This is a genomic window from Novosphingobium sp. YAF33 (genome assembly GCF_052113265.1).
In the GTDB taxonomy this organism is placed as follows: domain Bacteria; phylum Pseudomonadota; class Alphaproteobacteria; order Sphingomonadales; family Sphingomonadaceae; genus Novosphingobium.
This window is the reverse complement of sequence record NZ_JBFRCW010000007.1, coordinates 240,966-267,294: the sequence shown is the minus strand read 5'-3', so window position 1 is coordinate 267,294 and position 26,329 is coordinate 240,966. Positions and strand designations below refer to the sequence as shown.

Annotated in this window: 23 protein-coding genes and 3 tRNA genes; 11 read left to right on the top strand and 15 right to left on the bottom strand. The window is 65.7% G+C overall.

All coding sequences use genetic code 11. From position 1 onward, the window contains the following. Positions 1 to 11: 11 nt before the first annotated feature. The 3 genes from AB4Z00_RS16840 to AB4Z00_RS16830 are packed head-to-tail and all read right to left on the bottom strand — an operon-like array spanning position 12 to position 5,903. Positions 12 to 1,919: a response regulator gene (locus AB4Z00_RS16840; protein WP_442046652.1), complete on the bottom strand. Its 1,908-nt coding sequence runs from the start codon at positions 1,917 to 1,919 to the stop codon at positions 12 to 14. Then, on the bottom strand, positions 1,909 to 2,781 hold the full coding sequence (locus tag AB4Z00_RS16835) for a CheR family methyltransferase (RefSeq protein ID WP_132263286.1): 873 nt from the start codon (positions 2,779 to 2,781) through the stop codon (positions 1,909 to 1,911). The genes AB4Z00_RS16840 and AB4Z00_RS16835 overlap by 11 nt, the downstream gene beginning before the upstream one ends. Continuing rightward, positions 2,778 to 5,903: a response regulator gene (locus tag AB4Z00_RS16830; protein WP_442046651.1), complete on the bottom strand. Its 3,126-nt coding sequence runs from the start codon at positions 5,901 to 5,903 to the stop codon at positions 2,778 to 2,780. The genes AB4Z00_RS16835 and AB4Z00_RS16830 overlap by 4 nt, the downstream gene beginning before the upstream one ends. Positions 5,904 to 6,160: 257 nt before the next feature. Between AB4Z00_RS16830 and AB4Z00_RS16825 the strand changes: the two genes are divergently transcribed. Genes AB4Z00_RS16825 through AB4Z00_RS16815 form a run of 3 tightly spaced genes read left to right on the top strand, consistent with a single transcriptional unit; the run spans position 6,161 to position 9,410 of the window. Continuing rightward, the gene (locus tag AB4Z00_RS16825) at positions 6,161 to 8,098 is read left to right on the top strand and encodes a pilus assembly protein TadG-related protein (RefSeq protein ID WP_442046650.1); all 1,938 of its coding nucleotides are present in this window, start codon (positions 6,161 to 6,163) and stop codon (positions 8,096 to 8,098) included. After that, positions 8,098 to 8,721 carry a TadE/TadG family type IV pilus assembly protein gene (locus AB4Z00_RS16820; RefSeq protein WP_134093270.1) on the top strand — a complete coding sequence of 208 codons (624 nt, stop codon included), beginning with the start codon at positions 8,098 to 8,100 and terminating at the stop codon, positions 8,719 to 8,721. The genes AB4Z00_RS16825 and AB4Z00_RS16820 overlap by 1 nt, the downstream gene beginning before the upstream one ends. Further along, positions 8,721 to 9,410 (top strand): TadE/TadG family type IV pilus assembly protein, encoded by a 690-nt coding sequence (locus AB4Z00_RS16815; protein WP_442046649.1) that lies wholly within the window; start codon positions 8,721 to 8,723, stop codon positions 9,408 to 9,410. Before AB4Z00_RS16820 ends, AB4Z00_RS16815 begins: the two co-directional genes overlap by 1 nt. Positions 9,411 to 9,457: 47 nt before the next feature. Here the strand turns inward: AB4Z00_RS16815 and AB4Z00_RS16810 are convergent. From AB4Z00_RS16810 to AB4Z00_RS16795, 4 genes are all read right to left on the bottom strand, one after another. Beyond that, positions 9,458 to 9,534 (bottom strand) — tRNA-Pro (locus AB4Z00_RS16810). A 48-nt stretch (positions 9,535 to 9,582) separates the two neighbouring features. Then, positions 9,583 to 9,658: transfer RNA gene (locus AB4Z00_RS16805), tRNA-Ile, on the bottom strand. Between the two features lie 46 nt (positions 9,659 to 9,704). Further along, positions 9,705 to 10,727 carry a polysaccharide deacetylase family protein gene (locus AB4Z00_RS16800; protein ID WP_132263280.1) on the bottom strand — a complete coding sequence of 341 codons (1,023 nt, stop codon included), beginning with the start codon at positions 10,725 to 10,727 and terminating at the stop codon, positions 9,705 to 9,707. A gap of 193 nt (positions 10,728 to 10,920) precedes the next feature. Beyond that, positions 10,921 to 12,870, bottom strand: coding sequence for a sensor histidine kinase (locus tag AB4Z00_RS16795; protein ID WP_442046648.1), 1,950 nt, complete (start codon positions 12,868 to 12,870; stop codon positions 10,921 to 10,923). A 398-nt stretch (positions 12,871 to 13,268) separates the two neighbouring features. Here AB4Z00_RS16795 and AB4Z00_RS16790 point away from each other — a divergent pair, with 398 nt between their 5' ends. Together AB4Z00_RS16790 and AB4Z00_RS16785 are read left to right on the top strand one after the other, a co-directional pair. After that, positions 13,269 to 13,736 (top strand): Lrp/AsnC family transcriptional regulator, encoded by a 468-nt coding sequence (locus tag AB4Z00_RS16790; RefSeq protein ID WP_031342574.1) that lies wholly within the window; start codon positions 13,269 to 13,271, stop codon positions 13,734 to 13,736. A gap of 14 nt (positions 13,737 to 13,750) precedes the next feature. Next, positions 13,751 to 14,281: a hypothetical protein gene (locus tag AB4Z00_RS16785; RefSeq protein ID WP_442046647.1), complete on the top strand. Its 531-nt coding sequence runs from the start codon at positions 13,751 to 13,753 to the stop codon at positions 14,279 to 14,281. On the opposite strand, the gene aroQ is transcribed toward AB4Z00_RS16785, so the two are convergent. From aroQ to AB4Z00_RS16760, 5 genes are all read right to left on the bottom strand, one after another. After that, a complete protein-coding gene (gene aroQ, locus AB4Z00_RS16780) occupies positions 14,245 to 14,682 on the bottom strand; it encodes a type II 3-dehydroquinate dehydratase (protein WP_442046646.1) in 438 nt (145 codons plus the stop codon). The two genes, AB4Z00_RS16785 and aroQ, sit on opposite strands and share 37 nt — an antisense overlap. Before the next feature lie 104 nt (positions 14,683 to 14,786). Beyond that, a complete protein-coding gene (locus tag AB4Z00_RS16775) occupies positions 14,787 to 15,152 on the bottom strand; it encodes a hypothetical protein (RefSeq protein ID WP_442046645.1) in 366 nt (121 codons plus the stop codon). A gap of 101 nt (positions 15,153 to 15,253) precedes the next feature. Beyond that, on the bottom strand, positions 15,254 to 15,667 hold the full coding sequence (locus tag AB4Z00_RS16770; RefSeq protein WP_442046644.1) for a holin family protein: 414 nt from the start codon (positions 15,665 to 15,667) through the stop codon (positions 15,254 to 15,256). A gap of 140 nt (positions 15,668 to 15,807) precedes the next feature. After that, positions 15,808 to 16,023: a hypothetical protein gene (locus AB4Z00_RS16765; RefSeq protein WP_132263271.1), complete on the bottom strand. Its 216-nt coding sequence runs from the start codon at positions 16,021 to 16,023 to the stop codon at positions 15,808 to 15,810. Positions 16,024 to 16,200: 177 nt separating this feature from the next. Continuing rightward, positions 16,201 to 16,277, bottom strand: a tRNA-Pro gene (locus AB4Z00_RS16760). A 294-nt stretch (positions 16,278 to 16,571) separates the two neighbouring features. Between AB4Z00_RS16760 and yajC the strand changes: the two genes are divergently transcribed. From yajC to secF, 3 genes are all read left to right on the top strand, one after another. Next, positions 16,572 to 16,907, top strand: coding sequence for a preprotein translocase subunit YajC (gene yajC / locus AB4Z00_RS16755; protein ID WP_086491997.1), 336 nt, complete (start codon positions 16,572 to 16,574; stop codon positions 16,905 to 16,907). Positions 16,908 to 16,996: 89 nt separating this feature from the next. Next, positions 16,997 to 18,610 carry a protein translocase subunit SecD gene (gene secD, locus AB4Z00_RS16750; RefSeq protein WP_132263269.1) on the top strand — a complete coding sequence of 538 codons (1,614 nt, stop codon included), beginning with the start codon at positions 16,997 to 16,999 and terminating at the stop codon, positions 18,608 to 18,610. 12 nt (positions 18,611 to 18,622) lie between these two features. Next, entirely contained in the window at positions 18,623 to 19,609 is a 987-nt protein-coding gene (secF, locus tag AB4Z00_RS16745; protein ID WP_132263267.1) for a protein translocase subunit SecF, read from the top strand. Between the two features lie 59 nt (positions 19,610 to 19,668). Here the strand turns inward: secF and AB4Z00_RS16740 are convergent, their stop codons facing one another. The 3 genes from AB4Z00_RS16740 to AB4Z00_RS16730 all read right to left on the bottom strand — a co-directional run bounded on the left by AB4Z00_RS16740 (position 19,669) and on the right by AB4Z00_RS16730 (position 23,420). Further along, positions 19,669 to 20,880: a glycosyltransferase gene (locus tag AB4Z00_RS16740; protein WP_442046643.1), complete on the bottom strand. Its 1,212-nt coding sequence runs from the start codon at positions 20,878 to 20,880 to the stop codon at positions 19,669 to 19,671. A gap of 23 nt (positions 20,881 to 20,903) precedes the next feature. After that, positions 20,904 to 21,476 (bottom strand): helix-turn-helix domain-containing protein, encoded by a 573-nt coding sequence (locus tag AB4Z00_RS16735; protein WP_442046642.1) that lies wholly within the window; start codon positions 21,474 to 21,476, stop codon positions 20,904 to 20,906. Between the two features lie 150 nt (positions 21,477 to 21,626). Beyond that, on the bottom strand, positions 21,627 to 23,420 hold the full coding sequence (locus AB4Z00_RS16730; RefSeq protein ID WP_132263261.1) for an ABC-F family ATP-binding cassette domain-containing protein: 1,794 nt from the start codon (positions 23,418 to 23,420) through the stop codon (positions 21,627 to 21,629). A gap of 152 nt (positions 23,421 to 23,572) precedes the next feature. On the opposite strand from AB4Z00_RS16730, the gene AB4Z00_RS16725 reads away from it, so the two are divergent. From AB4Z00_RS16725 to AB4Z00_RS16715, 3 genes are all read left to right on the top strand, one after another. Continuing rightward, positions 23,573 to 23,896 (top strand): PepSY domain-containing protein, encoded by a 324-nt coding sequence (locus AB4Z00_RS16725; RefSeq protein WP_132263259.1) that lies wholly within the window; start codon positions 23,573 to 23,575, stop codon positions 23,894 to 23,896. 146 nt (positions 23,897 to 24,042) lie between these two features. Then, positions 24,043 to 24,720, top strand: a complete 678-nt coding sequence (locus AB4Z00_RS16720) for a response regulator transcription factor (protein WP_021232972.1) — start codon at positions 24,043 to 24,045, stop codon at positions 24,718 to 24,720. A 187-nt stretch (positions 24,721 to 24,907) separates the two neighbouring features. Beyond that, a complete protein-coding gene (locus AB4Z00_RS16715; RefSeq protein ID WP_132264152.1) occupies positions 24,908 to 26,224 on the top strand; it encodes a sensor histidine kinase in 1,317 nt (438 codons plus the stop codon). The last annotated feature ends 105 nt before the right edge of the window (positions 26,225 to 26,329 follow it).

Genomic DNA, 26,329 nt, shown 5'->3' with positions numbered 1-26,329 from the left:
TTGTCCGAGGTTCAGCGGGCGAGGGCGCCGGCCTCTTCGGCGAGTTGGCGGACCATGGCGCCGACTTCCCGGCCCAGGAAGGGCTTGCCCAGCATAGGCCGCTCGCTGTGGTCCTTGGGCAGGTGCTGGCGGTCGTAGCCGCTGACGAAGGCGAAGGGCGTGGACCTTGCTGCCAATTCGTCCGCCACGGCGTCGATTCGCTCGCCATTGAGATTGCCGTCCAGGAGGGCGAGGTCGGGGCCGGTTTCGCGGATCATGGCAATGGCCTGTTCGCAGGACGTGGCAGGGCCGAGAGCGATGGCGCCCGAGTCCTCGATCTCCATCATCAGTTCCATGGCCACCAGCGGCTCGTCCTCGACGATCAGCACCCGCAGGCCCTGCGGGCTCGGGCGGTGTGCCGCCGCATCGACGGCCAGGGCGTCGGCGGCCGGGGCGTCAGCGGCCAGGGAGATGGCAGACTGAGGGCCAGCGGCCTCATGGATCGCCGCGGCGGGCGCGCCGCCAGCAGTGTCGGTTACCAGGAGCGGTGGCGGTTCGAGTGCCGCATCGTCGGCCAGCGGCAGCACCAGGTGCCAGCGCACGCCTTCGGGGGCATATTCGGCGCTGATGCGGGCGCCGTCGGCAGCCATGCTGCTTTCGATCAGGGTCGAGCCGAAGCCCCGGCGCTGCGGCGCGACGACCGGCGGACCGCCCCGTTCGCTCCATGTGAGCGAGAGGACATGGCGCGTCAGCGACCAGTCGAGCGCGACCGTGCCGGTCTCGTTGGACAAAGCGCCGTACTTGTGCGCGTTGGTGGCCAGCTCGTGGAGGATCAGCGAAAAGCGCAAGGCGAGTTCGGGAGGCAGGTCCACGTCGGGTCCGGCCAGGCGCAACCGTTCCTCGCTCACGGCGCCGATCGCCACCTGGTCCGCGATGAGCCGGCGCAGGCTGGCGGGTTCCCAGGTCGTGGCGCTGAGAAGCGAATGGGCGCGGGCGAGAGACTGCAGGCGCCCACCGAACGACTGCTGGAATTCCTCCGCCGAACGGGCATGGCGAAACCCCTGCGAGGCGATGGCCTGAACCGTGGCCAGCGTGTTCTTCACGCGGTGGTTCAGCTCGCCGATCAGCAGGCGCTGCGTTTCCTCGGCGCGGTGACGCTCGGTCACGTCAAGCAGTTCGATCATCACGCTGGCCCCGCGCGAGCCCGTGCCCGCCAGCGAGGAACAGTACCATTCGCCTTCGCGCAGAGCCTTGTCAGCCCGCAGGAAGCGGTGCTCCTGCGTCTCGCGGCGGTCTTCCCCGCCGAGCAGGGCGCGCATGCCTTCGACGAAGCGCGCGCGGTCGGTCGGGGCCAGGAAGGGGGCTTCCTCCACTTTCAGGCCGAGCACGTCCTGCGCGGAGAAGCCGATCTCGCGCTCGGCGCTGCGATACCAGCTGACGATCCGCAAGTTGGCGTCGATCTCCAGCACGGCGAGCGGCGAATTGTCGCCGTGCGCGCGCAGGCGACCGAGCGCGAGGCCGAGTTCGTCGCGCTGGCGCGCGATCTCGCGGCGCTGGCGGGCGAGTTCGACGAAGACCGCGACCTTGGAGTTCAGCTCGACCATGTCGAGCGGCTTGAGCAGGTAATCGACGGCCCCGGCTTCGTAGCCACGGAACCGGCGGCGTTCGTCGGTGGCGAGCGCGGTCAGGAAGATGATGGGCACGGAGCGGGTACGCTCTGTACCGCGCATCAGTTCGGCCAGTTCGAAGCCGTCCATCTCGGGCATCATCACGTCGAGCAGGGCCAGCGCGAAATCGTCGCGCAGCATGGCTTCGAGCGCCTCGAAGCCGGACGAGACGGTGACGAGTTCGACACCCGGCTGGTCGAGCGCGGCTTCCAGGACGAGCAGGTTCTCCCGGATATCGTCCACGGCCAGGATCTTTAGCGGCTCATTCAGCAAAGGCGGCCTCCTGGACGTCGTGTTTGGTGCGTCGCCAGATCTTTTCCATTGGCGCGAATTCGGCGAAGCTATCGCCCTCTGCGGAGAAGTGCACGGTTTCCTTCGAGCCAAGCCCCAGGAATCCGCCGGGCGGAAGGGACTGCGCGAACAGGCCGAGCGCGCGGTCCTGAAGCGCCCTGTCGAAATAGATCAGCACGTTGCGGCTGGACACCAGTTGAACCTCGGAGAACACGGCGTCGCTCGCCAGATTGTGGTCGGCGAAGACCGCGCGGCGGCGCAGGGTCGGGTCGAACCGGGCCACGCCGTAGTTCGCGGTGTAATAGTCCGCAAGCGACCCCTGGCCGCCTGCCTCGTGATAATTGCGGGAAAAGCCTGCGATCCGGTCGATCTCGTAAACCCCGGCCTCCGCCTTGGCGAGGGCGGCGGGGTTGATGTCGGTGCAGTAGAACAAGGTGCGCTCTTCCAGCCCTTCCTCGCGGAACAGGATGGCCAGCGAGTAGAATTCCTCGCCATTGGCGCAGCCGGCCACCCAGACCTTGATCGAGGGCCAGGTGCGCAGATGCGGGATGACCTGTTCGCGGATCGCCCGGAAATACTCGGGGTCGCGGAACATTTCGCTGACCTGGATGGTCAGGAAACCGATCAGGACGTTGAGGCTCTCGGGATCGTGGAGAATCCGGTCGAGCAGGCTGGATAGGTGGGGATAGCCGAAATGGGATTGCGCCCGCTGCAGCCGGCGCAGCAGCGAGGCGCGGGAATAGTCCCGGAAATCGTACTGGTATCGCCGCCAGATCGCCTCGATGAGGAGGTCTACCTCGATATCCTCCACCGCTTCGACGGCGCGCCGTCCAAGGGGTTTCATCGCGGCATCCACACGCGGACGAGGCTGAGCAGCTTGTCGACGTCGAGCGGCTTGGAGAGATAGTCGTTGGCGCCGGCTTCCAGGCACTCGCGGTGGTCGCGTTCCATGGCCTTGGCGGTGAGGGCGATGATCGGCAGGCCCTTCCACTGCGGGTTCTTGCGGATTTCGCGCGTGCAGGCGAGGCCGTCCATTTCCGGCATCATCACGTCCATCAGCACCAGGTCGACACCGACCCCGCCGCTGTCGCGGATATCGCTGTCCGCGACGCGGGCGAGTTCGTTCAGAGCCTCGATGCCGTTGCGGGCGATGCGGACGTGCACGCCGTGCGGTTCGAGCACCGAGGTGAGGGCGTAGATGTTGCGGATGTCGTCTTCCACCACCAGGATCTGGCGGCCTTCCAGCGCGGCATCGCGGCCCAGCGAGCGGGCGAGGAGCTGTTGCTTCTCGTCCGGCATCTCGGACACGACCTGGTGCAGGAACAGCGTCACTTCGTCGAGCAGGCGCTCGGGGCTCTTGGCGCCCTTGACGATGATCGACTTGGAATAGCGCCGCAGCCGCATTTCTTCCTCTTCGGAGAGTTCGCGGCCGGTATAGACGATCACCGGYGGGAAACCGACGCTCTCGTCGTGGGAGAGACGTTCGAGGAGGTCGAGGCCGGACATGTCGGGCAAGTTGAGGTCCAGCACCATGCAGTCGAAGGTTTCCTCGCCCAGGCGGGCAAGGCAGTCGGCGGCGCTCTGGACGTCCACGGTCTCGACATCGCGCGAGGCGAGGAGGAGGTGGATCGCCTCGGCCTGGCGGGGGTCGTCCTCCACCACCAGCACGCGGCGCAGGCGCTGGTCCATGCGGGCTTCGAGGCCCTCCAGCATGCCTACGAGGGTGTCGCGGCTGACCGGCTTGAACAGATAGCCCACCGCGCCGCTGGCCAGCGCGGCATGGTCGTCGTGATCGGCAGAGACGATGTGGACGGGGATGTGGCGCGTGCGGGTGTCGCGCTTGATGCGGTCGAGCACGGAAAGCCCGGTATGGTCGGGCAGGTGCATGTCCAGGATCACCGCCTGCGGCAGATATTGCCGGGCGAGCAGGGCGCCTTCGTCGGCCGTGCCCGCGATCAGGCATTCGAAGCCTACTTCATGCGCCAGGTCACTGAGAATCCGGGCAAAAGCGGGATCGTCCTCGACGATCAGGATGACGCGGGAATCGCCCGAAAGCGTCTCGCGGTCGTCGGAAGGAGCAGGGCCGCGGCGGGTCGCGGGGGCCGTCGTCTGCGATGCGGCCGGGGTGGGCGTGGGGCTGGACCGGCCCGGGATCAGCGGGGTGCTGGCGGTATCGCCGGGCGTGAAGGTCTCGGGCAGTTCCAGGGTGAACATGCTGCCGGTGCCGGGCGTGCTGTCCACCGTGATGGTGCCGCCGAGCAAGTGCGCCAGTTCGCGGGAGATCGACAGGCCCAGCCCGGTGCCGCCGTATTTGCGGGCGATGCCGCCGTCCGCCTGGCGGAAGGCCTCGAAGATCGCGTCCTGCTGGTCCGTGGGAATGCCGGGGCCGGTGTCGCGCACCGCGAAGGCGATGCGGCCTTTCGCGGCCCGCGCGACGACGAGCGAGACTTCGCCCTGCGACGTGAACTTGATGGCGTTGGAGAGGAAGTTCTTGAGCACCTGCTCCAGCCGCAGCGGGTCGGTCTCGATCTCGGTCACGCCCTCGGCCGCATGCATCGTCAGTGACAGGCCCTTGCCCGAGGCTGCGGCGGAGAAAGTGTTCTCCAGCTTGCCGAGCATGGCGTCCATCGGCACGCGGTGCGGTTCCAGTTCGAGCCGCCCGGCCTCGATCTTGGAAATGTCGAGCACGTCGTTGATTAGCGTCAGCAGATCGTTGCCGGAAGACTCGATGGTCTCGGCATAACGGACCTGCTCGCCCGAGAGGTTGCCCTGGCGATTGTCGGCCAGGAGGCGGGCCATGATGAGCAGCGAATTGAGCGGCGTGCGCAGTTCGTGGCTCATATTGGCGAGGAATTCGGACTTGTAGCGGCTGGCCTGTTCCAGCTCGTCGGTCTGGCTGCGCAGGCGGGTCTGCGAACGGGTCAGCTCGTCGCGCTGGGCTTCGAGCGACTGGGCCTGTTCCTCGAGCTGCGAATTGCTGCGCTCCAGCTCGGCCTGCTGCTCTTCGAGCTGGGTCTGAGAGTGAAGCAGCAGCTTGCTCTGCGCTTCCAGTTCGTCGTTGGTGGCGCGCAGTTCCTCGCTCTGGTTCTGGAGTTCCTCGGCCTGCTGCTGGGTCTCCGAAAGCAGGTGTTCCAGGCGGGCGCGATACTTGGCCGAACGCAGGGTGATGCCGAGCGAACTGCCGACGAGGTCGAGGAAGGCGGCGAGGTCTTCCGGCCGCGCTTCCGGCGTGTCGAGGAAGCCGAGTTCGAGCACGGCGTTGACCGTACCGTCGACGTGGGGCGCGCCCAGCACCAGCCGGGCCGGCGTTGCCTGGCCGAGCGCGGTTCCGAACGAGAGGTAGCCGGCCGGAACGCGGGCGATGGTGGTGGTGCGGCCGTGGCGCATGACTTCGCCGAGCAGGCTCTCGCCCGGCTCCATGCGCTCGGGGACGGTGGCTCCGGCCGGCACGCCATATGTGGCGATCTTGCGGAAAGCACCATCGTCCTTGACGTAGAGGGCGCCGGCGATCGCGCCGAAGCGCTCGGCCAGGAAGGAGAGGGTGCGGCTGCCCAGCTCGTCCAGCGCGATGCTGCCGGCCGTGGCCCGCGCCAGGTCCGTCTCGCTCTCGCGCAGCCATTGCTGGTGACGGTTGTCGTTACGGTAGCGGATGAGGAAGAAACCGATGACCGCCAGCAGGATATTGGTGATGCCCGACAAGGCGCGGTTCGTCATCGCCACTTCCAGGCCCAGCCCCTGCGGCGCCATGAAATAGGCGACGATGGTGCAGCCGATGCCGGAGATGGCGGCCAGCAGCGGCGTCACCGGGCGGCGGGCGACGAAGGCGATCACCGTGGGCAGCAGGTAGAGAACGCTCACCCCCGTTCCCAGGGGAATGGTGGCGTCGATCAGAAGGCAGAGCCCCAGGGTGAAGATAATGACGAGCGCTAGCTGGACGTGAGGACTGAAAGCCTTGCTGGGCGACATTATGAATCTCAAGGGGAAACGCCGGCTGCAGGCGGACCGCTCCTCCCCCCAAACTTCAAGGGCGGTCCCCGGATCGGGAGGTTGAACGCAGGCAGGGTTCCATCGGTTCCCGAGGGAACGTGATAAATCTTGTATTACCCAAGATTTTCGAGGTTTCGTGAAGCGCAGCGGCGCAGGGTGAGTGAGGGTTTCATTAAGTAAGTTCCGGTAGGGCGTGCTGAAATCCCGACGAACTTCGCCGAAAGACTGGTCCTCCGATGCGCAGAATCACTCACCAGTTGCACCGCCTCCTCAAGGACATATCCGGCAATATCCTGCCGATGGCGGCCATCGGCATGGTCGTGGCGGCGGCGATCGTGGGATCGGCCATCGATCTCAGCCGCAACTTCAAGGTGGAGAACCAGCTCCAGGCCGCCTGCGACTCCGCGGTGCTGGCGGCGCGGCGCACCGTGGCGACGGACGCGGATTCGACGACGCCGGTCAACGGACTGGCGCCGTCCGTCCACACCGTGGCAGACAACTACTTCAAGACCAATTTCAACGATTCCACTCTTGGCACGGGCACCACGAACTTCGAGGTGTCTTCCCCGGACAAGGGCCAGACCGTCGAGGGCACGGCGGCAACGGTGCTGGACACCGTGGTCATGCGCCTGTTCGGGTTCAACAATTTCGCTCTGAGCGTGAAATGCACATCGTCCATGGGCATCGGCAATGCCGACGTGATGATGGTGCTGGATACCACCGGCTCGATGGCGGAATCGCTGAGCGGATCGACCCGCATCGCCGCGCTGCGCAGCGCGATGAAGAACTTCTACACCACGGTTTCCGGCGCGACCAAGGAAACCAATGCCCGTGTGCGCTACGGCTTCGTGCCCTACAGTTCGTCAGTCAACGTCGGCAAGCTGCTCAACGCCGTGGACAAGAGCTACATCGCCGACAGCTGGAACTACCAGTCGCGCGTGCCGATCTTCCTGAACGTCGCAAATGGGACGAARACGGGGACGAAAGACACTTACGAGGACGAAAAAAACACCACGTCACGAGGTTCGAGCTACAAGAACCAAACTCAATGCAACAACAATAAGCCCGCGAATCAAAGCGCTTATTCCAATGTCAATTCGTCCACCACCGAGACGACCACTTCCGGCACGACGCCGAATATCACGGTCACCGTTGTGACGAAGCAGCCGCAGCAGATGCTGACCTATGAGTGCAAGAGCAATAATGGGACGTATTACTTATATACGACTACTTATGCTCGCACAAAGGTGACCACTGACACTTACAAAAACGCCACGAATTCCACAAATGTGAAGGGTTCTACCTTCGATCATTGGGAATATCGTCAGGTCACCGGCGTCGATACGTCCAAGTTCAAGACGTTCGGCTCGACCCCCGTGCTCAACGGCAATAACGGCGCGTCCGTTTCCTACACCTGGGGCGGTTGCATCGAGGAGCGCAGCACGTCGAACACGGCGAACTTCAGCTACAACTCGATCACGGGCCTCAGCCCGTCGACGGCGCTGGACATCGATATCGACAGCGCGCCAACGTCGGATGCCAAGACCAAGTGGGGCCCGCTCTGGCCGGAGATTTCCTACCGCCGTGCGGGCAGCAGTTCCAGCACCTGGACACGCAACACGACGACGGATGGCGCATCGGCCGGAACCTACTGCCCCGCCGAAGCGAAGCTCCTGACCGAGATGGACCAGTCCAGCTTCAACACTTACGCGAACTCGCTGACGGCGGTGGGCGGCACTTACCTCGACATCGGCATGATCTGGGGTGGGCGGATGCTCTCGCCCGACGGTATCTTCAAGGACACGGTGAACCTGGAGCCCACCAACGGCGGTGAAGTCGCCCGGCACATCATCTTCATGACCGACGGCCAGATGGACACGTCCAACTATGTGCCGACGGCCTGGGGCATGGACTGGTGGGACCTGCGCACGACGGCCGGCGGCTCGGAAAGCGATGCCGACGCGCGCCACACGTCGCGCTTCCTCGCCGTCTGCGAGGCGATCAAGGCCAAGGGTATCCGCGTCTGRGTGATCGCCTTCACTTCGGGGCTTTCCACCGACCTGAAGACCTGCGCCTCCGACGACAGTTCCTATGTCGCCACCAACGCCACCGATCTCAACACCGCGTTCCAGGAAATCGCCAAGCAGGTCGGCGAACTGAGGATCACCGAGTGATGCTGCGCCGCCTGTCGCATTCGGCTGCCGGAGCGCTCCGGCGCCTCGGGGCCGACTGCCGGGCTGATACCCGGGGCGTGACCGCGATCGAGTTCGCCGTGGCGGGCCCGGTCCTCATCATCCTGCTCATGGGTATCTTCGATCTGGGCCACATGGCTTACATCCGCGCCGTCCTCCAGGGCGGCGTACAGCAAGTGGCCCGCAACGGCACGCTGGAGACTGCCGAGACGGAAGCGGGCGATGCCTACGTCAAGCGACTGGTCGACGGTGTAGCGCCGGGAGCCAAAGTGGAAATCACGCGGTCGAGCTATTTCGACTTCACCGACATCGCCCGGCCGGAGGCCTGGAACGACAAGAACAACAACAGCATCTGCGACAATGGCGAATCCTACACGGACGAGAACAAGAACGGCCATTGGGACGCCGATGTCGGCAAGAGCGGCAATGGCGGCGCGAACGACGTGGTCGTCTACACCGTGAAGGTCACGTATACGCCCGTGTTCCCCGTTCCCGGACTGACCGACGGGAACACCAAGCGCACGCTCTCGGCCACGGCCGTCAGGAAGAACCAGCCTTACGCCCTTCAGCAGGCGGTAGGCTCGGCAGCAGGGACCTGCCAATGATGGCATCGCCGAACAGGCCGAAGAACTGGCCGCGCGATGCCGCGCTCCTGCGCCGGCTGCGCGAGGACCAGAGCGGCGTCTCGTTCATCGAACTGGCGCTTATCCTGCCGGTGCTGCTGACCCTGGGGCTTTACGGAACCGAAGTGGCGATGATGGCCATGACCAACATGCAGGTCGGCGAAATCGCGACGTCCGTGGCGGACAATGCCTCCCGCCTCGGGCAGACGGACAACAGCACCGTCAGCCCGACGGTCAAGGAAGCGCAAGTCGATTCGGTCATGTGGGGCGCCCTGAAAGAGGGCAGCAGCTTCGATTTCGAAACCAATGGCCGCGTCGTCCTGTCCAGCCTGGAATACGACAGCGATACCAAGCGGCAGTTCATCCACTGGCAGCGGTGCCGCGGCGATCTGGACCGCAAGTCAGCTTATGGTGAGGCGGACCCCAACAAGACCGGCCCGGTGCTGGACGGCATGGGTGTGAAGGATCACAAGATCTACTCGGTGCCCAATTCCGCAGTGATGTTCGTGGAAGTCTACTACCACTACCAGCCGCTGTTCGGGACGATGTTCGTGAAGGACCAGGTGTTCAAGCACGAGGCGGCCTTCCTGATTCGCGACGACCGCAGCCTCAACCCGAGCGGCACCAAGAACGGCATTACCGGAACCGGCAGCCAGTCGCTCTGCACCTGAGGCGAAGGCCCTTGCAGGGATGTTTTCAGATCTGCGGAAAAACGAATTGGTCGGGGAGACAGGATTCGAACCTGCGACATCTTGCTCCCAAAGCAAGCGCGCTACCGGGCTGCGCCACTCCCCGACCCTTCGGTCGTCGATGTTGATCCGGGACCAGAAGTCCCGGTGCCGTTGGTGGGCCCGGCAGGATTCGAACCCGCGACCTAGCCGTTATGAGCGGCCAGCTCTAACCGCTGAGCTACAGGCCCCAACTGCCACGCCCGGCTCCATCGACGAGGCCGGACGAGAAGCCCGTTAGCTTGGCAATTCGTTCTGCGCAAGCGCTACGCTGGACATGATGTTGGCAACATTGCTCGGTTTTACACCGCGGCGTTCCAGATGCGCGAAAAGTGTGCGCCACCAGCCGTAAAGCGCGTCCAGATCCTGCGCGTCCCGCACGTAAGGCGTATAGCCGGGAACGAGCGAGGGGCTGTGGAAGGAGAAGACCAGCACCGGCAACCCGGCATCAATGGCCACGTCGACACCGCGCAGCGCTTCCTCGGCCGTGATTCCCTCCGGCGTCAGGGGGATGCGTTCCAGCAGTCCGGCACGGGCGAGGGCGCCGCGCAGCTGCGGCATGCGCCAGAGCGCGGGGTAGATCGTGTTGCCCAGCTGCCGCAGCGGTCCCCAATAGACGGTGGTCAGCGGCAGCTCTAGCAGCCGCCGCGCGCTGTCCGTCCAATAAGGTTGCAGCGGATGGGTGCGATAGTTCGGGCCGCCGGAAGCGCTGTAGTCGAACCGCGCGCGTACCGAAGTGTCGATGGCGATGCCGAATTCGTCCAGGATCTCGGCAGTGCGCGGGCCGAGCCCGTAGCGTCCGGCCCGGTAGATGCGCGGCGCCGTGCCGAACGCCTCGACGATTCGGCCGTGAAGGCGGGCGAACTTCTCGCGCTCCAGTTCGAAGCCCAGGTTCCCGGCGTAGGAGTTGAACTCGGTGACGGCCTCGTCGAACGGGGGGTTCACCCAGGGGTGAAGCTGGACGCCCACTTCCGCCCGCCCGGCCGCGACCGCTTCGCCGATGGCTTCGGGTGCCAGCGGCGAATCGGCGACCGGATAATCCACGAGATAGATCGGCACGACGCCGAACTCCTCGCAGAACTGCTGGAACGTGCGCAGTGCCGGGACGGAAAGCGTGCCATGTCCGTGCCGGTCGAGCGGCGCGTTCCAGTCGAACTCTTCCTCGGTATCGACCGTGACGATGAAACGCTGGCCGAATCCCTCGCTGAATTGCGCAAGGGCATCGGCGCGCGGCGGCAGGAGGAGGTTGGTCCCCGGCAAGACAGAATATTCCCTCAATCGGGTCGCATCCGACAGAACGACAATATGGACGAAGCGGCTCCGGGACCAGGCAGGCTGGCCTGCGAATCCGCAAGTACGGCAGGAACGGGCTAGAGGAAAAGTGTTCCGCTTCGGTAAAGGGGCGGGACGAAAGTCTTCCGCCGCACGGTCTGGAACCCTCTCCGCAAGCGGCTCAGAGCGCGCGGCTTTCGGCGTCCTGCGCGCGGCCCAGCGCCGATGCCGCGAAAGCGGGGAGCGACAGCCGCAGCTCGTCGCCGTCGCGCTGGAGGCTGCCGCCGGCAGCGTCGGCTTCGGCCGCTGCCAGGCGCAAGGTGAAGCCGATGCCGAACATGCCGGTGGAAAGCGACTGGCCGCGCTCGCTCACCGGCGTTTCGAACAGGCTCTGGGCATCGCGCGCCAGCAGCAGCGAGGGCAAGGTCACCCGCATGGCCACGCGCCCGTTCTCCACGGCGAGCCGGACCGGCAGCAGTTCGTGCGGCGCGGTCATCCCGGCGAGGACGGCGAAGACGCGCCATATCATACGCTCGATCTCGGTCCGCTCGATGGCGATCGGCAGCGCCGGCCCGCCCGTTTCGGGAAGGACGAAACCGCTGCCGCGCGGCTCGGTCCAGGCCTTGAGGCGCGCAACGGTCTCGGACAGGACGGCGACGAGGTCGCTTTCGCCCGATTCGATGCCGAGGGCGCCCGATTCAAGCTTTACCAGCCGGTCGAGTTCCTCGAATCCGGCCAGGATATGGGCACAGTCCCCGGCGATGGCCGCGGCAAGGGCGCGATATTCGTGCGGAGCAGGGCCGTAGAGCTGCTGCTGGATGATCTCCGCGGCGACCTGGATGGCATTGGCCGGCGTGCGCAGTTCGTGCAGCACTTGGCGCATGCGGTCCGCCTCGCTGGGTTCGGCGGCCGGGGCTGCGTCGACGGCGGCGATCTTGCCGGGGCGGCGCAGGCGCCCGGCATAGCCCGTGAATCGGCCGCTCGCGGGGTCGAAGTGGGGCACGGCATCCACTTGCCAGGCACCGCTGACGGCGGGCGCGCCGGTGATCTCGATGGCAACCGCGCGGAGGGGTTGGCGATGCCGGATGGAAAGTGCCAGGCCGGGAATATGCATCGAGGCCATCTGCACGGACGGCAGCGGCGCTGCAGGATCGAGCGGCTCACTCACCATCGGGTCGAGCGCCGCGAGGTTCAGGCCGATCAGCGCGCTGGCATGGGAACCGTCGGCCCAGCAGACGCGGCCTTCCGAATCCGTCGCGAAATCCATGGCGGCGGGGGCGCTGGCACTGGGCGTATCGCCCAAAGGCAGGCGAGGAGAGCCGCCGGCAATGCCCGGTGCGTGATGCTCGCGTGCCTTGCGGAATTCCTCGATGCGGCGGACGATCGCGCCGATGCCGTCGCCGCCTTCCAGGCCGGCCCCGCCGCCGCTGGCCTCCAGCCCGCTGCGCAGCGCGGCCGATCGGCGCGAGGTGGCGGCCTGTTCGAAATCGGCGAAGGAAATCGGCTCGGCGCCCCGCGGGTGCTCCGTCTCCGGTTCCTCTTCGGCGTCCGAAAGCTCGGCTTCGTCGAGCAAGTCGAAAGGCTCGCCCTCAACGAGCGTCTGAGGCGGGGCGTGGCTTTCGCTCGCGGCCTCGCTCGGAAACTGAATTTCGAAAGTGGAAACGGACACTTCCAGGACTTGCGCGTTCGGCGCGGGCGGCAGGCCGCGATCCTGGATGCCCAGGCGGTCGAGCAGCGCGCCGACTTCCGGGCCGAGATCGCGGCGATGGCGCAAGATGCCGCGGGCGCGCACGGGCAGGGCGGGCACGAGGCGAAGCCAGCCCGCTTCGTCCAGTCGCGCCGTGCCGATGGCAGCCAGGGCGACCTCGGGCTCCGCTTCGGCGAACAGGGCCAGCAGACGGGCATTGGTCAGCGGCTGAAGCGGCTGGCGCACCAGCCGCGCGCGGTCTGCCGCGCCGATCTGTGCGCCGAGTTCCTCGACCCGGGTAAAGCCGGCCTCGATGGCGTCCGAACGGGCGTCCTCGGGCAGGCGCCCCAGGATGTCGATCAACTGCCGGTACTGGATGCGCGCCAGCGCGTCCCCAGAGGACGGCAGGCGCAGTACCGTGGCAAGGCGATCGTCGAAATGCATTCCGGCTCCATAGGCGGTCTGCAAGCCCTTGCGAAGCCGCCCTATCCCTAATGTTACCCGAAGTAGGCCCTTAGAGGTTAAGTCAGGGTCACCAAGGGGCGAACTTTACTTCGAAAAATGCAGCGGCGCCCGTGTTTCCTGTCCGCCCGGTATGAGGCTTTGCCGGTCTTCCATGTTCCGCCGATGGGGGGAAGGAGCCGGAAAGGCCTGCAAATCCGGCCGCCGGCCTATGCGAAAACGCTCTCTAGCAAACTGTGCAGACGCTGTAAGTCGGCAGATTGTAGGCGTTGCAATGCGGGACGATTACGCTAAGGGATAATATTATTACAGGGGTGTCAGCGTTTTCGAGTGGATATTGCATGCCGGATCACGCTGCGCGCCCGCAAGGAAAGTTTCGCATGATTAATCTCGATGACATCGATCGCCGCTTGCTTGCAGAGTTGCAGGACGAGGGCCGCATCACCAATGTCGAACTCGCCCAGCGCGTCGGTCTCACCGCTCCGCCGTGCCTGCGCCGTGTGCGCAGCCTGGAGGAATCGGGCATCATCCAGGGCTACCATGCCGATCTGGACGCTTCGAAGCTGGGCTTCACCATCACCGTCTTCGCGCTGGTCAGCCTGAAGAGCCAGGCCGAGGAATCGCTGCGCGCCTTCGAGGACCACATGAAGGGTCTGCCCGAAGTGCGCGAGTGCCACATGCTCAACGGCGAGATCGACTTCATTCTGAAGATCGTCAGCCGCGACCTGCAGAGCTTCCAGGAATTCCTCACCAGCAAGCTGACGCCCGCACCGAACGTGGACAGCGTCAAGACCTCGCTGACGATCCGCACCGCCAAAAGCGTGCCGGGCGTTCCGCTGGAAGCCTGAAAGCGAATCACCGCGTGGCAATGACGAAAAAAAGGCGCCGCGTCCTGCTCCTGGGCGCGGCGTTGCTGTTGGCAGCCGGGAACCTCTGGTGGTTCACACGGGGAAGCAGTCAGCCCGAGCCGGACTTCGTGCTGGGCGCGACGTTCGAGAATGCGCGCATCGCGGCGCAGGACCTGCCTTCACTGCCGCGCTACGATGCCGCCAAGGGAACGTGGCTGGCCCGCGGCCGGCCGGTCACCGCGATAAAGGATCACATTCGCCCTTATCGCGCCTCCGATTCTGTCACTAAACGGAGCCCCACGTCCTATGTGGCGATAGGGGTGGAGGCGAGTGCCGGTCCCAGCCAGCTTCACCCGATCTTTCTCGATCTCGTCCGCGCGGGGATCTGCGATGTTGCCGTCGTTCAGGACGGCATGTCGCCCGATCCGCGCGGGGAGGTGGCTGTCTTGATCCAGCATGTCGTGTCCGTCAGGGACGGCACGGGCAGCGCGGTGAAATGCCCCGCGCCTCAGAGCGCGGCAGCGCCCTCCAGCGCCAGCAGATAGCTCTTCGCACCGAAACCGGCGACGGTGGCCTTGGCCGCCATGCCGACCCATGACGTGTGGCGGAATTCCTCGCGGGCGTGCGGATTGGAGAGGTGCACCTCGATCACCGGCACCTTGATAGACCGGATCGCGTCATGCAGCGCGATCGAGGTGTGCGTATAGGCGCCGGGATTGATCAGCACCGCATGGGCGCCTTCGTCCTCGGCTTCGTGCAGCCAGTCGATCAGGTGGCCTTCGTGGTTCGACTGGCGCATGTCGATGGAGCAATCCAGCGTCTCGCCGCGCTCCACCAGCATGGCGCCGATGTCGTCCAGCGTCTGCGAACCGTAGATGCCGGGTTCGCGCTTGCCCAGGCGGTTGAGGTTCGGTCCGTTGAGGACGTAGACGAGCTTGCTGGCCATTTCGCGATTTCCCGGTGCGGTTGCTATCCGGGCGCGGCTCTAGAGCATTTTCAGGCCCGCTGGAAACACCCCGAGGCGCCGAACCGGCAAAGAAGCGCGGCGTGTCAGCGGGGTGCGGGCATCTGGTCGCCGATGGGGCGGCCGTCCGCCTGCGTACCGACGGGAGGCTGCGGCGCGCTGCCGCCGAAGTCGGGTGCAGCATCCTGCCCACTCTCCGGCGGCGTTTCCGCCTCCGACTGGTCGGCATCGGCGTCGCCCTGATAGAACTTCGCGAGTTCGGCGTCGTTGGCCTTGAGCCGCGCGGAGGCTGCCGCGCTTTCCGCCTGCCGCCGGGCGGAGGCTTCCTGTTCCGCGGAACTCTTCGCCGCGGCCAGCTGCTTTTCCAGCTCTTCCTCGCGGCTCGGCCCGCAGGCCGCCAGCACCAGGGCCGGGCTCAAGACCAGTGCAATGGGCAAGACATTCCGAAACACGCAGTGGCTCCCCGYCAGACATCGCCGTGAGACCGCAAAAGTGACGGTCCTGCCGGGATCTCTAGCGGGGAAGGTTTGGCTTAATCTTAACGGGCGAAAATCTAGCGATCCGAGCCCCTGGCCTTGCCCCACTGCCGCATCGCCGAATATCCGAGGTATCCGGTGCCGAAGAGGGCGTAGAGGGGCTCGGGGATACCGTTCAGATAGGCCGACATGCTGCTGCCGATGGCTTCGGCGGTCCGGGGGCTCAGGGCGCCGATCAGGCCCATGGGCAGCGACCACAGGATCATGAGGTAGATGACGTAAAGAAAGCTCGGCCTGGCCCGGCTGGTCCAGGGATCGCGCGACTCGGCTTCTGCGACGATCGGCGAGAGACCTGCCTGAAGAATCTGCAATTCCTGAGAATTTTCGAGTTTCAGCAGTTCCAGCTTGGCGCGGTCCCGTGCATCGGGATCGGGGATCACCTTGTCGATGATCTTCGAAACCGGCGCGAGTATCGAATCGAACAGGGGCATTGGCGGGCACTCCCTAGGATGGTGGCCCGCAACCAGATAATCGAAGCGATCGATGTAGGAAAATGCTGCCAGTCATCGCCGCAAGCGGCGGTTCTCGCAGGATGTGAGGCGGGGAGGAACTGCTCCAGCCGCCCCGCGGATCAGACGTCGGACGGTATCGGCCGGTCGAGATAAGTGGTTTCGCCCTGCCGGCGCGCTTCCCAGGCATTGGTGCGCTCGCGGGCATAGGCCTTCTGCACGCGAACCCGGCTGATGCCGTATCGCTTGGCCAGATCGCCGTAAGTCGCGCCATCGATCACGGCGACGTAGATCGCGGCATTGCGCTCTTCGCTGGAGCTAGGATTCTCAGAGGACATCGACATTCTCCCGCGTTCTGCGCCGTGCTGGTTGGTCACCCGTCGCAGGCGATTCGCCCTCGGCAACGTATCAAGCCTGGGTTCCGATCCCAATCGGACGCGGTCTTGTCCGAAACGAAATGAGGGCTGAAACGAAAACGCCGTCTCCCGCACGAAGCAGGAGACGGCGTTTTTCATTGGTCGGGACGAGAGGATTCGAACCTCCGACCCCCACACCCCCAGTGTGATGCGCTACCAGGCTGCGCTACGTCCCGACCGGAGCGCGGCCTATAGGAGGCCTTTTTCGAGAGCGCAAGCGTCTGAATGACACTTTCTTCACGGTGCTTGAACGGCACTTGTGGATACCTATTTGGCGACGGCTTCGGTGAGGCCCACGGGGGATGGCGGCTTTCGGCAGGAAGGCCGCGCGTTGCCAGTGCTTCGCTTTGTTGCTAACCGCGCGCATCCGGCAAAGTCCATGAATGGATTTTCCCGGCGAGGCGTGCGGCAGATCGGATGCCGCGTATTGCCGCGCCGGCACGAACACGACGAGAAGGCCCTTCAGTTCAATGCAAAGCTCGATTCTCAACCAGCTCGCCGCCGCCGCTCCTGCCGGCGCGCCGCCGGCATGGATCCAGTACCTGCCCTTCGTCGCGATGGCGGTGATCTTCTGGTTCCTCATCCTGCGTCCGCAGATGAAGCAGCAGAAGGAGCACAAGAACAAGCTTTCGGCGCTCAAGAAGGGTGACGAAGTGCTGACCGGAGGCGGCCTCGTCGGCAAGATCGTCAAGATCGACGACAACTACGCCGATATCCAGCTTGCGCAGGGCGTCGTCGTAAAGGCGGTCAAGTCGACCATCGTCGATGTGATCCCGCCGGCCGGCTCGAAGCCCGCAAACGACTGAATTTCCGGCATCGCCGGGCTGAACCTGGCGATTCCCGATATCATGGAGCGCCCTGGACCGGGCGCTCTTTCGGAGAGAAGCCACAGGCTATGCTCGAATTTCCTACCTGGAAGAAGCTCTGGTACTGGGCGCTGACGATCGTCATCGCCCTTTGCGCCGTGCCGTCGCTGGTCTCGCTGACCAATGCGCGCTGGCCCGCATTCCTGCCGGAGCCAAAGATCAATCTCGGCCTCGACCTGGCCGGCGGCAGCCGCCTCCTGCTGGAGGCCGACCGCAAGCAGGTCGTCCAGCAGCGCCTGGAAGGCATGGAAGAATCCGTGCGCACGCGCCTGCGCCAGGCCAGCCCGACCATCGCCATCGGCGATTTTTCCAGCAACGGCGGCCAGCTGGCCTTCACCGTGCGCGACGCTTCGCAGGTGGATGCCGCGCGGGAAGCCATCCTGCCGCTGACCTCCGGCGCGGGCCTGACCGGCCAGCGTGACTGGGACATCACCGTACAGGACGGCACGCGCTTCATCCTCGTGCCGACCCAGGCCGGTATCGACCTGGCAATCAGCAATGCGATGGAAACCGCGGTCGAAGTGGTCCGCAAGCGCATCGACGCGCTCGGCACCAAAGAGCCCGACATCCGCCGCCTCGGCGGTACCCGCATCGACGTGCAGGTGCCCGGCCTCCAGGACCCGCAGGCGCTGAAGAACCTGCTTGGCCAGACCGCCAAGCTCGAATTCAAGCTGGTCGACGAAACGGCCGTGCCCAGCGATCTGGCCAAGGGCATCGTGCCTCCGGGCGACGAGATCGTGCCTTACGCCGATCCCACTTCGCCGGCTGCCGGCGGCGTTCCCGCCATTGCGGTGAAGCGTCTGGGCGGTATCAAGGGCGACGAACTGACCGATGCCAAGCAGGCCTTCGAACCGAAGACCAACGCGGCGGTCGTCTCGATCACCTTCAATCAGCAGGGCGGCGAGAAGTTCGCCAAGCTGACGACCGAGAACGTCAACAAGCGCTTCGCCATCATCCTCGACGGCAAAGTGCTCTCCGCGCCCAGCATCAACGAACCGATCCTGGGCGGCAGCGCCCAGATCTCGGGCAGCTTCAACGTCCAGTCGGCCACGCAGCTCGCCATCGCCCTGCGTTCGGGCGCGCTTCCGGTCGATCTGACCGTCGTCGAGGAACGCACCGTCGGTCCCGACCTCGGCGCCGATTCGATCCAGAAGGGCGTCGTCGCCATGGGCGTCGGCTCGCTGCTGCTGATGGTGTTCATCTTCCTGACCTATGGCCGCCTCGGCGCCTATGCGAACCTGGCGCTGGTCATCAACGTGCTGATGATCCTGGGCGTGATGGCGGTGCTGGGCACCACCCTGACGCTTCCCGGTATCGCCGGCTTCGTGCTGACGATCGGTGCGGCCGTCGACGCCAACGTGCTCATCAACGAGCGTATCCGCGAGGAACGCCATCGCGGCCGCCGCGTAGTGCAGTCGGTCGAGCTGGGCTACAAGGAGGCGAGCCGCGCCATCTTCGACGCCAACATCACCAACGCCATCTCGGCGGTGCTGATGTTCGCCTTTGGCTCGGGTCCGGTCCGCGGTTTCGCGGTCGTCCTCATGATCGGTATCGCGACTTCGGTGTTCACCGCCGTCACGATGAGCCGGATGTGGGTTGCGGGCTGGCTGCGTCGCACCCGTCCCAGCGACCTGAACGTATAAAGGTACTGGCGCATGAAGCTCCTCAAGCTCATTCCCGATCACACGAACATCCACTTCCTGCGCTGGCAGTGGCCGTTCTTCATCACCAACCTGCTGGCGATGGCGGCATCGATCGTGCTGCTGTTCACGCATGGCCTCAACCTGGGCGTCGACTTCGTCGGCGGCCAGATGATCCGCGTAACGTTCGAGCAGAGCGCCACGGCGCCGGTCGGCAAGCTGCGCGACAGCGTGGATTCGCTCGGCTTCGGCGAGCCGGTGATCCAGACGTTCGGCAAGCCCAACGAAGTCTCGGTTCGCATGAAGCTGCCGGAAGGTGCGGAGGACAACCCGAAGCTGGCCGACGGCATGGCGCGCAAGATCACCGAAAAGGTGCGTCATGACTTCGCCGATGCCCGTGTCGACGGCGTCGACTCGGTCTCGGGCAAAGTCTCCGGCGAGCTGTTCCACACCGGCATGCTCGCCCTCGGCCTGGCGATGATCTGTATCTCGATCTACATCTGGATCCGGTTCGAATGGCAGTTCGCCGCCGGCGCGCTGTTCGCGCTGGTGCAGGACATCCTGCTGACCGTGGGCATGTTCTCGCTGACGCAGATGGAGTTCGACCTCAACATCGTCGCCGCGCTGCTGACGCTGCTGGGCTACTCGCTGAACGACAAGATCGTCGTTTACGACCGTATCCGCGAGAACATGAAGAAGCACCGCCGCATGCCGATGAGCGAACTGCTCGACCTCTCGGTGAACGAGACGCTGTCGCGCACGATCGCGACCTCGCTCTCGGTGCTGATCATGCTCGTCTCGCTGCTGCTGCTCGGCCCCGACGTGATCTTCGGCTTCACCGCCGCCATCACCCTGGGCATCTTCATCGGTACCTACAGCTCGATCTTCATGTCCGCGCCGATCCTGATCTGGCTGGGCGTGAAGTCGGACTCCTTCGTGAAGACGGAAACCGATATCGACCGCCAGGAACGCCTCGCCCGCGAGGGCGGCGCGCGGCCCTGAGCCGAAGCACCTCACGTTGACGAAAGGGCCGTTCCTGCAAGGGAGCGGCCCTTTTCGTATCAGGCCGCAGCGTAGACCGGCTCGCCCGAAAGCACGTCGCGCCAGAAGCGGACGAGGTTCTGGGCATTCACGCCCCAGGAGAATCTGCTGACGTTCGCCGAAACGTCCTGCTGGCTCGGCGGATCGGCCAGGATGTCGCGCACGGCATCGGCGATCGCTTCGGGGGTGCGCTCGGCGATGATGCGGCCGGCGCTTTCGTCCTTCACCACCTCGCGGGCGCCGCCGATGTCGGGGATGACGATCGGCGTGCCGCAGGCCAGTCCTTCCACCCAGACATTGGCGAGGCCCTCGCTGGCCGAAGGCAGGACCAGCACGTCGGCCGCGCAAAGGACATGGGGCAGCAGGTCATGGCCGACGAGGCCGAGGAACTGCACCCGGTCGGCCACGCCCAGCCAGTCTGCCAGGGCATGGAGCGACTTGTCGTCCTCGCCCGTGCCGGCAAGGGCGAGACGCGCGCCGGGCAGGTGAGTGAGTGCCTCGATCACCAGGCGCTGTCCCTTGCGGGGGATCAGCGAGCCGGGCGTGACAATCAGCGGCCCTTCCGACCAGATCCCGAGGTTGGGCATCGCCGAGACGAGCGCCCGGGCGGCGCCGCGTGCCACGGGGTGGAAGCGCTCATGGTCGAGGCCGGTGTAATGAACGCCGATCCGCTCGGCGGGCATGCCCAGGGCGATCATGTCGCTGCGCAAGGCCTCGCTGACCGCCAGCATTCCGGCGGCCTGCTGCGCCGCCCGCTGCATCTGCCTGAGCGCAACGGGGCGCTGTCCCCAGTAATGGATGTCCGCCCCGCGCGACTTGATGGTGAGCGGCAGCCCCAGTTCGCGCGCGATCAGCGCGGCGGCGGGGCCGTCCGGGAAGAAGAACTGCGCATCGACCAGGTCGAACGGCCGCTCGGCATGAAGGCGGCGGACGAGCGGCAGCACGGCGCGGGCGATCCGGCCGGGATTGGTGTCGCCGCCGATCTTCGGGATCAGCGTGAACTTGGGATAGTGCACTTCGAAGCCGGCGCTGCTGCTGGATTCGGGAATGTGCCTGAGCTTGTCGTAGGGATGGCGGCGCGACAGCGGCCAGGGCGGAATGCCGATGGGGCTGACCATGGTGAGGTCCACCTCGCCCCCGGCGACGATCGTCCGCATCTGATTGCCGACGAAGACGCCGAAGGACGGCTTCACCGGATTCGGAAACAGCGTGGCAATGGAGAGGATGCGCATGGCTTCCCTTTAGAGGCGGAAAGTTAGAGCTTTCTGACGAGCATGTCCGCAACGGCCAGCCACTGGGGATGTTCCACCGGTACGGGCGGCTGGCCGCTGATCGGGGGCAGCAGGACCAGCGCATCGCCGCCGCTCTCGATCAGCCTTCCGAATGCGAATCGGCCGCCGGGGAGTGGGGCGAGCACGTCGCGGTTCAGCAGGCGCGAAGCCTGGTGCAGGGGCGTCTGTCGCAGCCAGACCTGGTCTCCGGTGCGGTATTCGCCGCAGGTCGCCTCCACTTCCATCACCATCCACGGCAGGTCGGCGGCAAGATCGCTCGGCAGCAGGGCCTCGCGCCGGAGACGCGGGCTTTCGGCGCCGCCTTCGGAGAGGAGGGCCACGACCATGACCGGCTCGCTGGCCTCGCTGCGCAGGAGGCTCTCCGGATCGACGCCCAGCGCCTGGGCGATCCGGTTCATCCAGACGAGCGAGAGATTGCGCATGCCCGTCTCGAGGCGGCCGATGGTCTGCGCGGTCGTGACGGGCCGGCACGCGGCAGCGACATCGGCCAGGGTCAGGCCCTTTTGAAGCCGGATGTCGCGAATGCGGTTTATCATCGAGAAGCTGGCCCCTTGCCGATCCGGCGCAGCCTTGGCAGAGGGCTAACCGATCTGGTTTCCCTCATCGCCGCGGCGAGCCGTCTTGGCAAGGGACGGCGGGCAGGCGCGGCGGCTTGCCCGCCTCCCGCGCCTAGGCACCAGGCTCCCTTATCCCTCGACCAGTTCGGCCAGTTCCAGCCAGCGTTCTTCCGCGGCTTCCTTTTCGCCGCGCGACTTGTCGATGGCGGCGGTCAGGCTGGCGAATTTCGCCGGATCGCGGGTGTAGAGCGCGGGATCGGCCATGGCCGCTTCGTCGCGGGCGATGGCGGCTTCCAGTTCCTCGATCCGCTTGGGTAACAGCTCGTAGTCGCGCTGGTCCTTGTAGGACAGCTTGCCCTTCCTGGGCGGCGGCGGAGCGGCGGTATTGGCGCTCTCCTTCGCCTTGGCCTTGCCGCTCGCGGTGCGCTGGCGGCGCTTGGCCTCCCAATCGGCATAGCCGCCGGCGATCACATCGATATGGCCGGTGCCGTCGAGGCCGAGCGTGACGTTGACCGTGCGGTCGAGGAAATCGCGGTCGTGGCTGACGATCAGCACCGTGCCGTTGTAGTCCGCGATCACTTCCTGAAGCAGGTCGAGCGTTTCGAGGTCGAGGTCGTTGGTCGGTTCGTCCAGTACCAGCAGGTTCGATGTTCGCGCGAATTCGCGGGCGAACAGCAGGCGCGAGCGCTCGCCGCCCGAAAGCGTGCCCACTTTCGCCTCGACCAGACCGGGATCGAACAGGAAGTCCTTGAGATAGCCCTGGATGTGCTTGCGCACGCCCACCACGTCGATCCAGTCCCCGCCCTCGGCCAGGACGTCGCGAATGCGCATTTCCGGGCTCATGCGGCTGCGCTGCTGGTCGATGACGGTGGCGTCGAGCGTGGCGGCGCGCGTCACGGTGCCGGAATCCGGCTGCAATTCGCCGATCAGCAGCTTCAGCAGCGTCGTCTTGCCCGAGCCGTTGGAGCCGACGATGCCGATGCGGTCGCCGCGCTGGATGCGCAAGTTGAAGTCCTTGATGACCGTGCGGGCGGCCTCTCCGGTTCCGAACGTCTTGGTGACGTGCTCGGCGACGATGACGGACTTGGTCTTGCTGTCGTCCGCCACGACGGCGAGCTTGGCTGCGCCCTGCGGCCCCATCATCGCCGCGCGCTGGGCCCGCATTTCCCAGAGCTTGGCAAGGCGCCCCTGGTTGCGCTTGCGCCGCGCGGTCACACCGCGTTCCAGCCAGTGCGCCTCGATCTTGAGCTTGGCGTCCAGCTTCTGGGCCGCGCGTTCCTCTTCGGCGTAGACCTCGTTTTCCCAGGCCTCGTAGCCGCCGAAGCCGATGTCCCTGCGGCGCATGCTGCCGCGGTCCAGCCAGAGCGTCGCATTGGTCAGGCGGGTCAGGAAGGTGCGATCGTGGCTGATTACCACGAAAGCGCCGTTGTAGCGCTGCAGCCAGGATTCCAGCCAGTCGATCGCGGCAAGGTCGAGGTGGTTGGTCGGCTCGTCCAGCAGCAGCAGGTCGGGCTCGGAGGCGAGGGCACGGCACAAGGCGGCGCGACGGCGTTCACCGCCGCTGGCGCTCTTCGCCTCGCGCGAGAGGTCGATGCCGAGCTGATCGGCGATCGATTCGACTTCGTGGCGCGGCGGGGCATCGTCGCCGTGAATGGCGAAATCGAGAAGGGTGTCGAACCCGGTGAAGAATGGGTCCTGTTCCAGCGTGACCACGCGGGTACCCGGCTGGACCGAGCGGGTGCCCTTGTCCGCATCGACGCTGCCGGCAATCAGCTTGAGCAGCGTGGTCTTGCCCGCGCCGTTGCGCCCGATCAGCGCCAGCCGGTCGCGCGGGGCGATGTTGATGTCGAGGTCCTGGAAGAGCCAGCCGGAGCCCTGGATCAGGCCGAGGCCTTCCCAGCTGAGAATAGGTGCGATTGCCATGGCTCGGCGCCCTACAGGGCCGGGCGGGGGGCTGGCAAGCCGCACGGCGCGGCATCGCGAGCGTGGACTTTCGGCCACACCTCCGATCCGGCGCTGCCTTCCTGCCACATTCAGGACTTGTTCAAGGCAGCGGGCTTAGGCAGCAAGTCGATATGAAACAGGCTCTTTCTTTCCTGGCGGCCCCTGCCGCGCTGGCTCTTGCGGCCTTCGGGTCGGTCGTGCCCACGCTGACTGCGCATGCAGCCGATCCCGGCGGCGAGCAGGGTGAGGTGCGCCGCGAACGCAAGGCCGGCAACATCCTGTCCATCCGGGAGATCGAGCAGATCGTTCTGCCGCGCATGTCCGGGAAGCAATATCTCGGCCCGGATTACGATTCGGCCGCCATGGCCTATCGCCTGAAGTTCATCCAGAGCGGCAAGGTCTACTACGTCGATGTCGACGCGCGCACGGGGCGGGTGATCGGCCAATCGCGTTGAACGATGCCGCGTAGAAGCGCAGGCCCGTCGATCCGCGGGAACCAACGCGGGGGCCGTCGCTTGACGCTGCCGGGCTTTCGCCCCATTTGAACTCCGCCCCCACCGGCCCACTTTCATTGGGCCCGCCCTCTTAGGGAGAGACCGAATTGCGCATCCTGATCGTCGAGGATGAACCCACGCTCGGCAACCAGCTCAAGACCACGCTGGAACAGACCGGATATGCCGTAGACTTGTCCGTCGATGGCGAGGACGGCCACTTCCTGGGTTCGACCGAGGAATACGACGCCGTTATCCTCGACCTTGGCCTGCCGGAGATCGATGGCCTTACCGTGCTGGGCATGTGGCGCAGGGAAGGGCGCAATTTCCCCGTCCTGGTCCTCACCGCCCGCGATTCCTGGTCCGACAAGGTGGCCGGGCTCGACGCCGGTGCGGACGACTATCTGGCCAAGCCCTTCCAAACCGAGGAACTGATCGCCCGCCTGCGCGCGCTGATCCGCCGTGCCTCGGGCAACACTTCCAGCGAATTGACCGCCGGCGACGTGCGGCTGGACACCCGTTCGGGCCGCGTCACCCTGGCCGGGGAGCCGGTCAAGCTGACCGCGCAGGAATACAAGCTGCTGTCCTACCTGATGCACCACAAGGGCAAGGTCGTCAGCCGCACCGAACTGATCGAGCACATCTACGATCAGGATTTCGACCGCGATTCGAACACGATCGAGGTCTTCGTCACGCGCATCCGCAAGAAGCTGGGTGCCGATGTCATCACGACGATCCGTGGCCTTGGCTACAGCCTCGACGACCCCGCAGAACCCGGCCGCGGCTGACGTGTCAGCCCCGGAACCGGGCCTCCCGGAAGCGGGATCCGGCACGAAAGCGTCCCGTGCGGCGGTTGCCGGCGTAGCGGGGGCCGGTGCGGCGGGGGCCAGCGAAGCCGGGTCCAACGCGCCGGGAACCGGCGAAAGCGGCGGCGCCCAGGTGCGGGCCGCCAATACCGGCTCGCTCGCGCGCCGCATGATGCTGATCGCGGCGGGATGGATCTTCATCCTGCTGCTGGTCGGCGGACTGGCGCTCGACCGGACGCTGACCGGCCTCATCACGCGCAATTTCGACGAGCAGCTCGGCTACATGCTCACCGGCATGATCGGCTCGGTGGAAATCGGGCCGGACGGCGAAGTCTTCTTCATCCGTCCGCTGGGCGACCAGCGCTTTCTGGAGCCCAATTCCGGGCTCTACTGGCAGATTCGCGCCAAGGGCCATGAGGATTTCCCGTCGCGTTCGCTCTGGGACCGCAGCATCAACGTGCCGCCCGAGCATTTCGACGCCCAGCAACACGTCTATGACAGCCCGCAGTTTCCGGGCGAGCCTCTGCGCGTGATGGAGCGGGCGGTGATCCTGCCAGGCAGCGATGCCCAGTGGATGTTCACGGTCGCGGCCAGCCGGGTCGATCTGAACGACCAGATCAAGATGGTGCGCGGCATTCTCGTCTACAGCTTCGTCGCGCTGGGCTTCGGCCTGCTGCTCATGGCGGGCATGCAGACCTGGTACGGCCTGTTCCCGCTGCGCCATGTGCGCCGCGCAATCCAGAAGCTGCGCACGACCGGGGCCAGCCGCGTCACCCAGCCGCTGCCGCAGGAAGTGGAACCGCTGGTCGACGAGCTGAATGCACTGCTCGCCCATACCGAAAGACAGGCCGAGGAAGCGCGCATGCATGCGGGCAACCTCGCTCACGCGCTCAAGACGCCGCTTACCGTGGTTATGAACGCGGCCACGGCCAAGGCGCCCGACCTCTCGGACACCGTGATTCGCGAGGCAGCGGTCATGCGCCGCCAGGTCGATCACCATCTGGCACGGGCGAGGGCGGTCGGCCGCCGCGCCGTCGGGCAATCGCGCGCGGAAGTCTGGCCGAGCCTGGAGGCCGTGCTGCGCGCGGTGGAGCGGCTCTACGACCAGGCGCGGCTGGACCTGGACGGCAATCACGACGCCGTCGTGGCCCTCGAAAAGCAGGATCTCGAGGAGATTCTCGGCAACCTGATCGAGAATGCGGCCAAGTACGGCGGCGGCAGCGTGTTCGTGACGGTGGACCCCGATCGCACCTCGCGCTTGTGCGAAGTGTGGATCGAGGACGACGGCATGGGCATTCCCGAAACCGAGCGTATCCGCATCTTCGATCGCGGCGCGCGTCTCGATACCGGCAAGCCCGGGACCGGGCTGGGCCTTGCCATCGTGCGCGATGTCGTGGAAATCTACGGCGGCACCGTGGAACTCGACGAGAGCGAGGACCTGGGCGGCTTGCTGGTCAAGCTCAAGCTGCCGCGGGTCGATGCCTAGTTTCTCGATCCCATCCGGCGCTCGGCTTCCAGTGTCCAGCGTCGGACGGGATTCTCGTGGGAACCGGCGCAGAGGCGGTTGCGGCTCCGTTCATTCATCCCCATT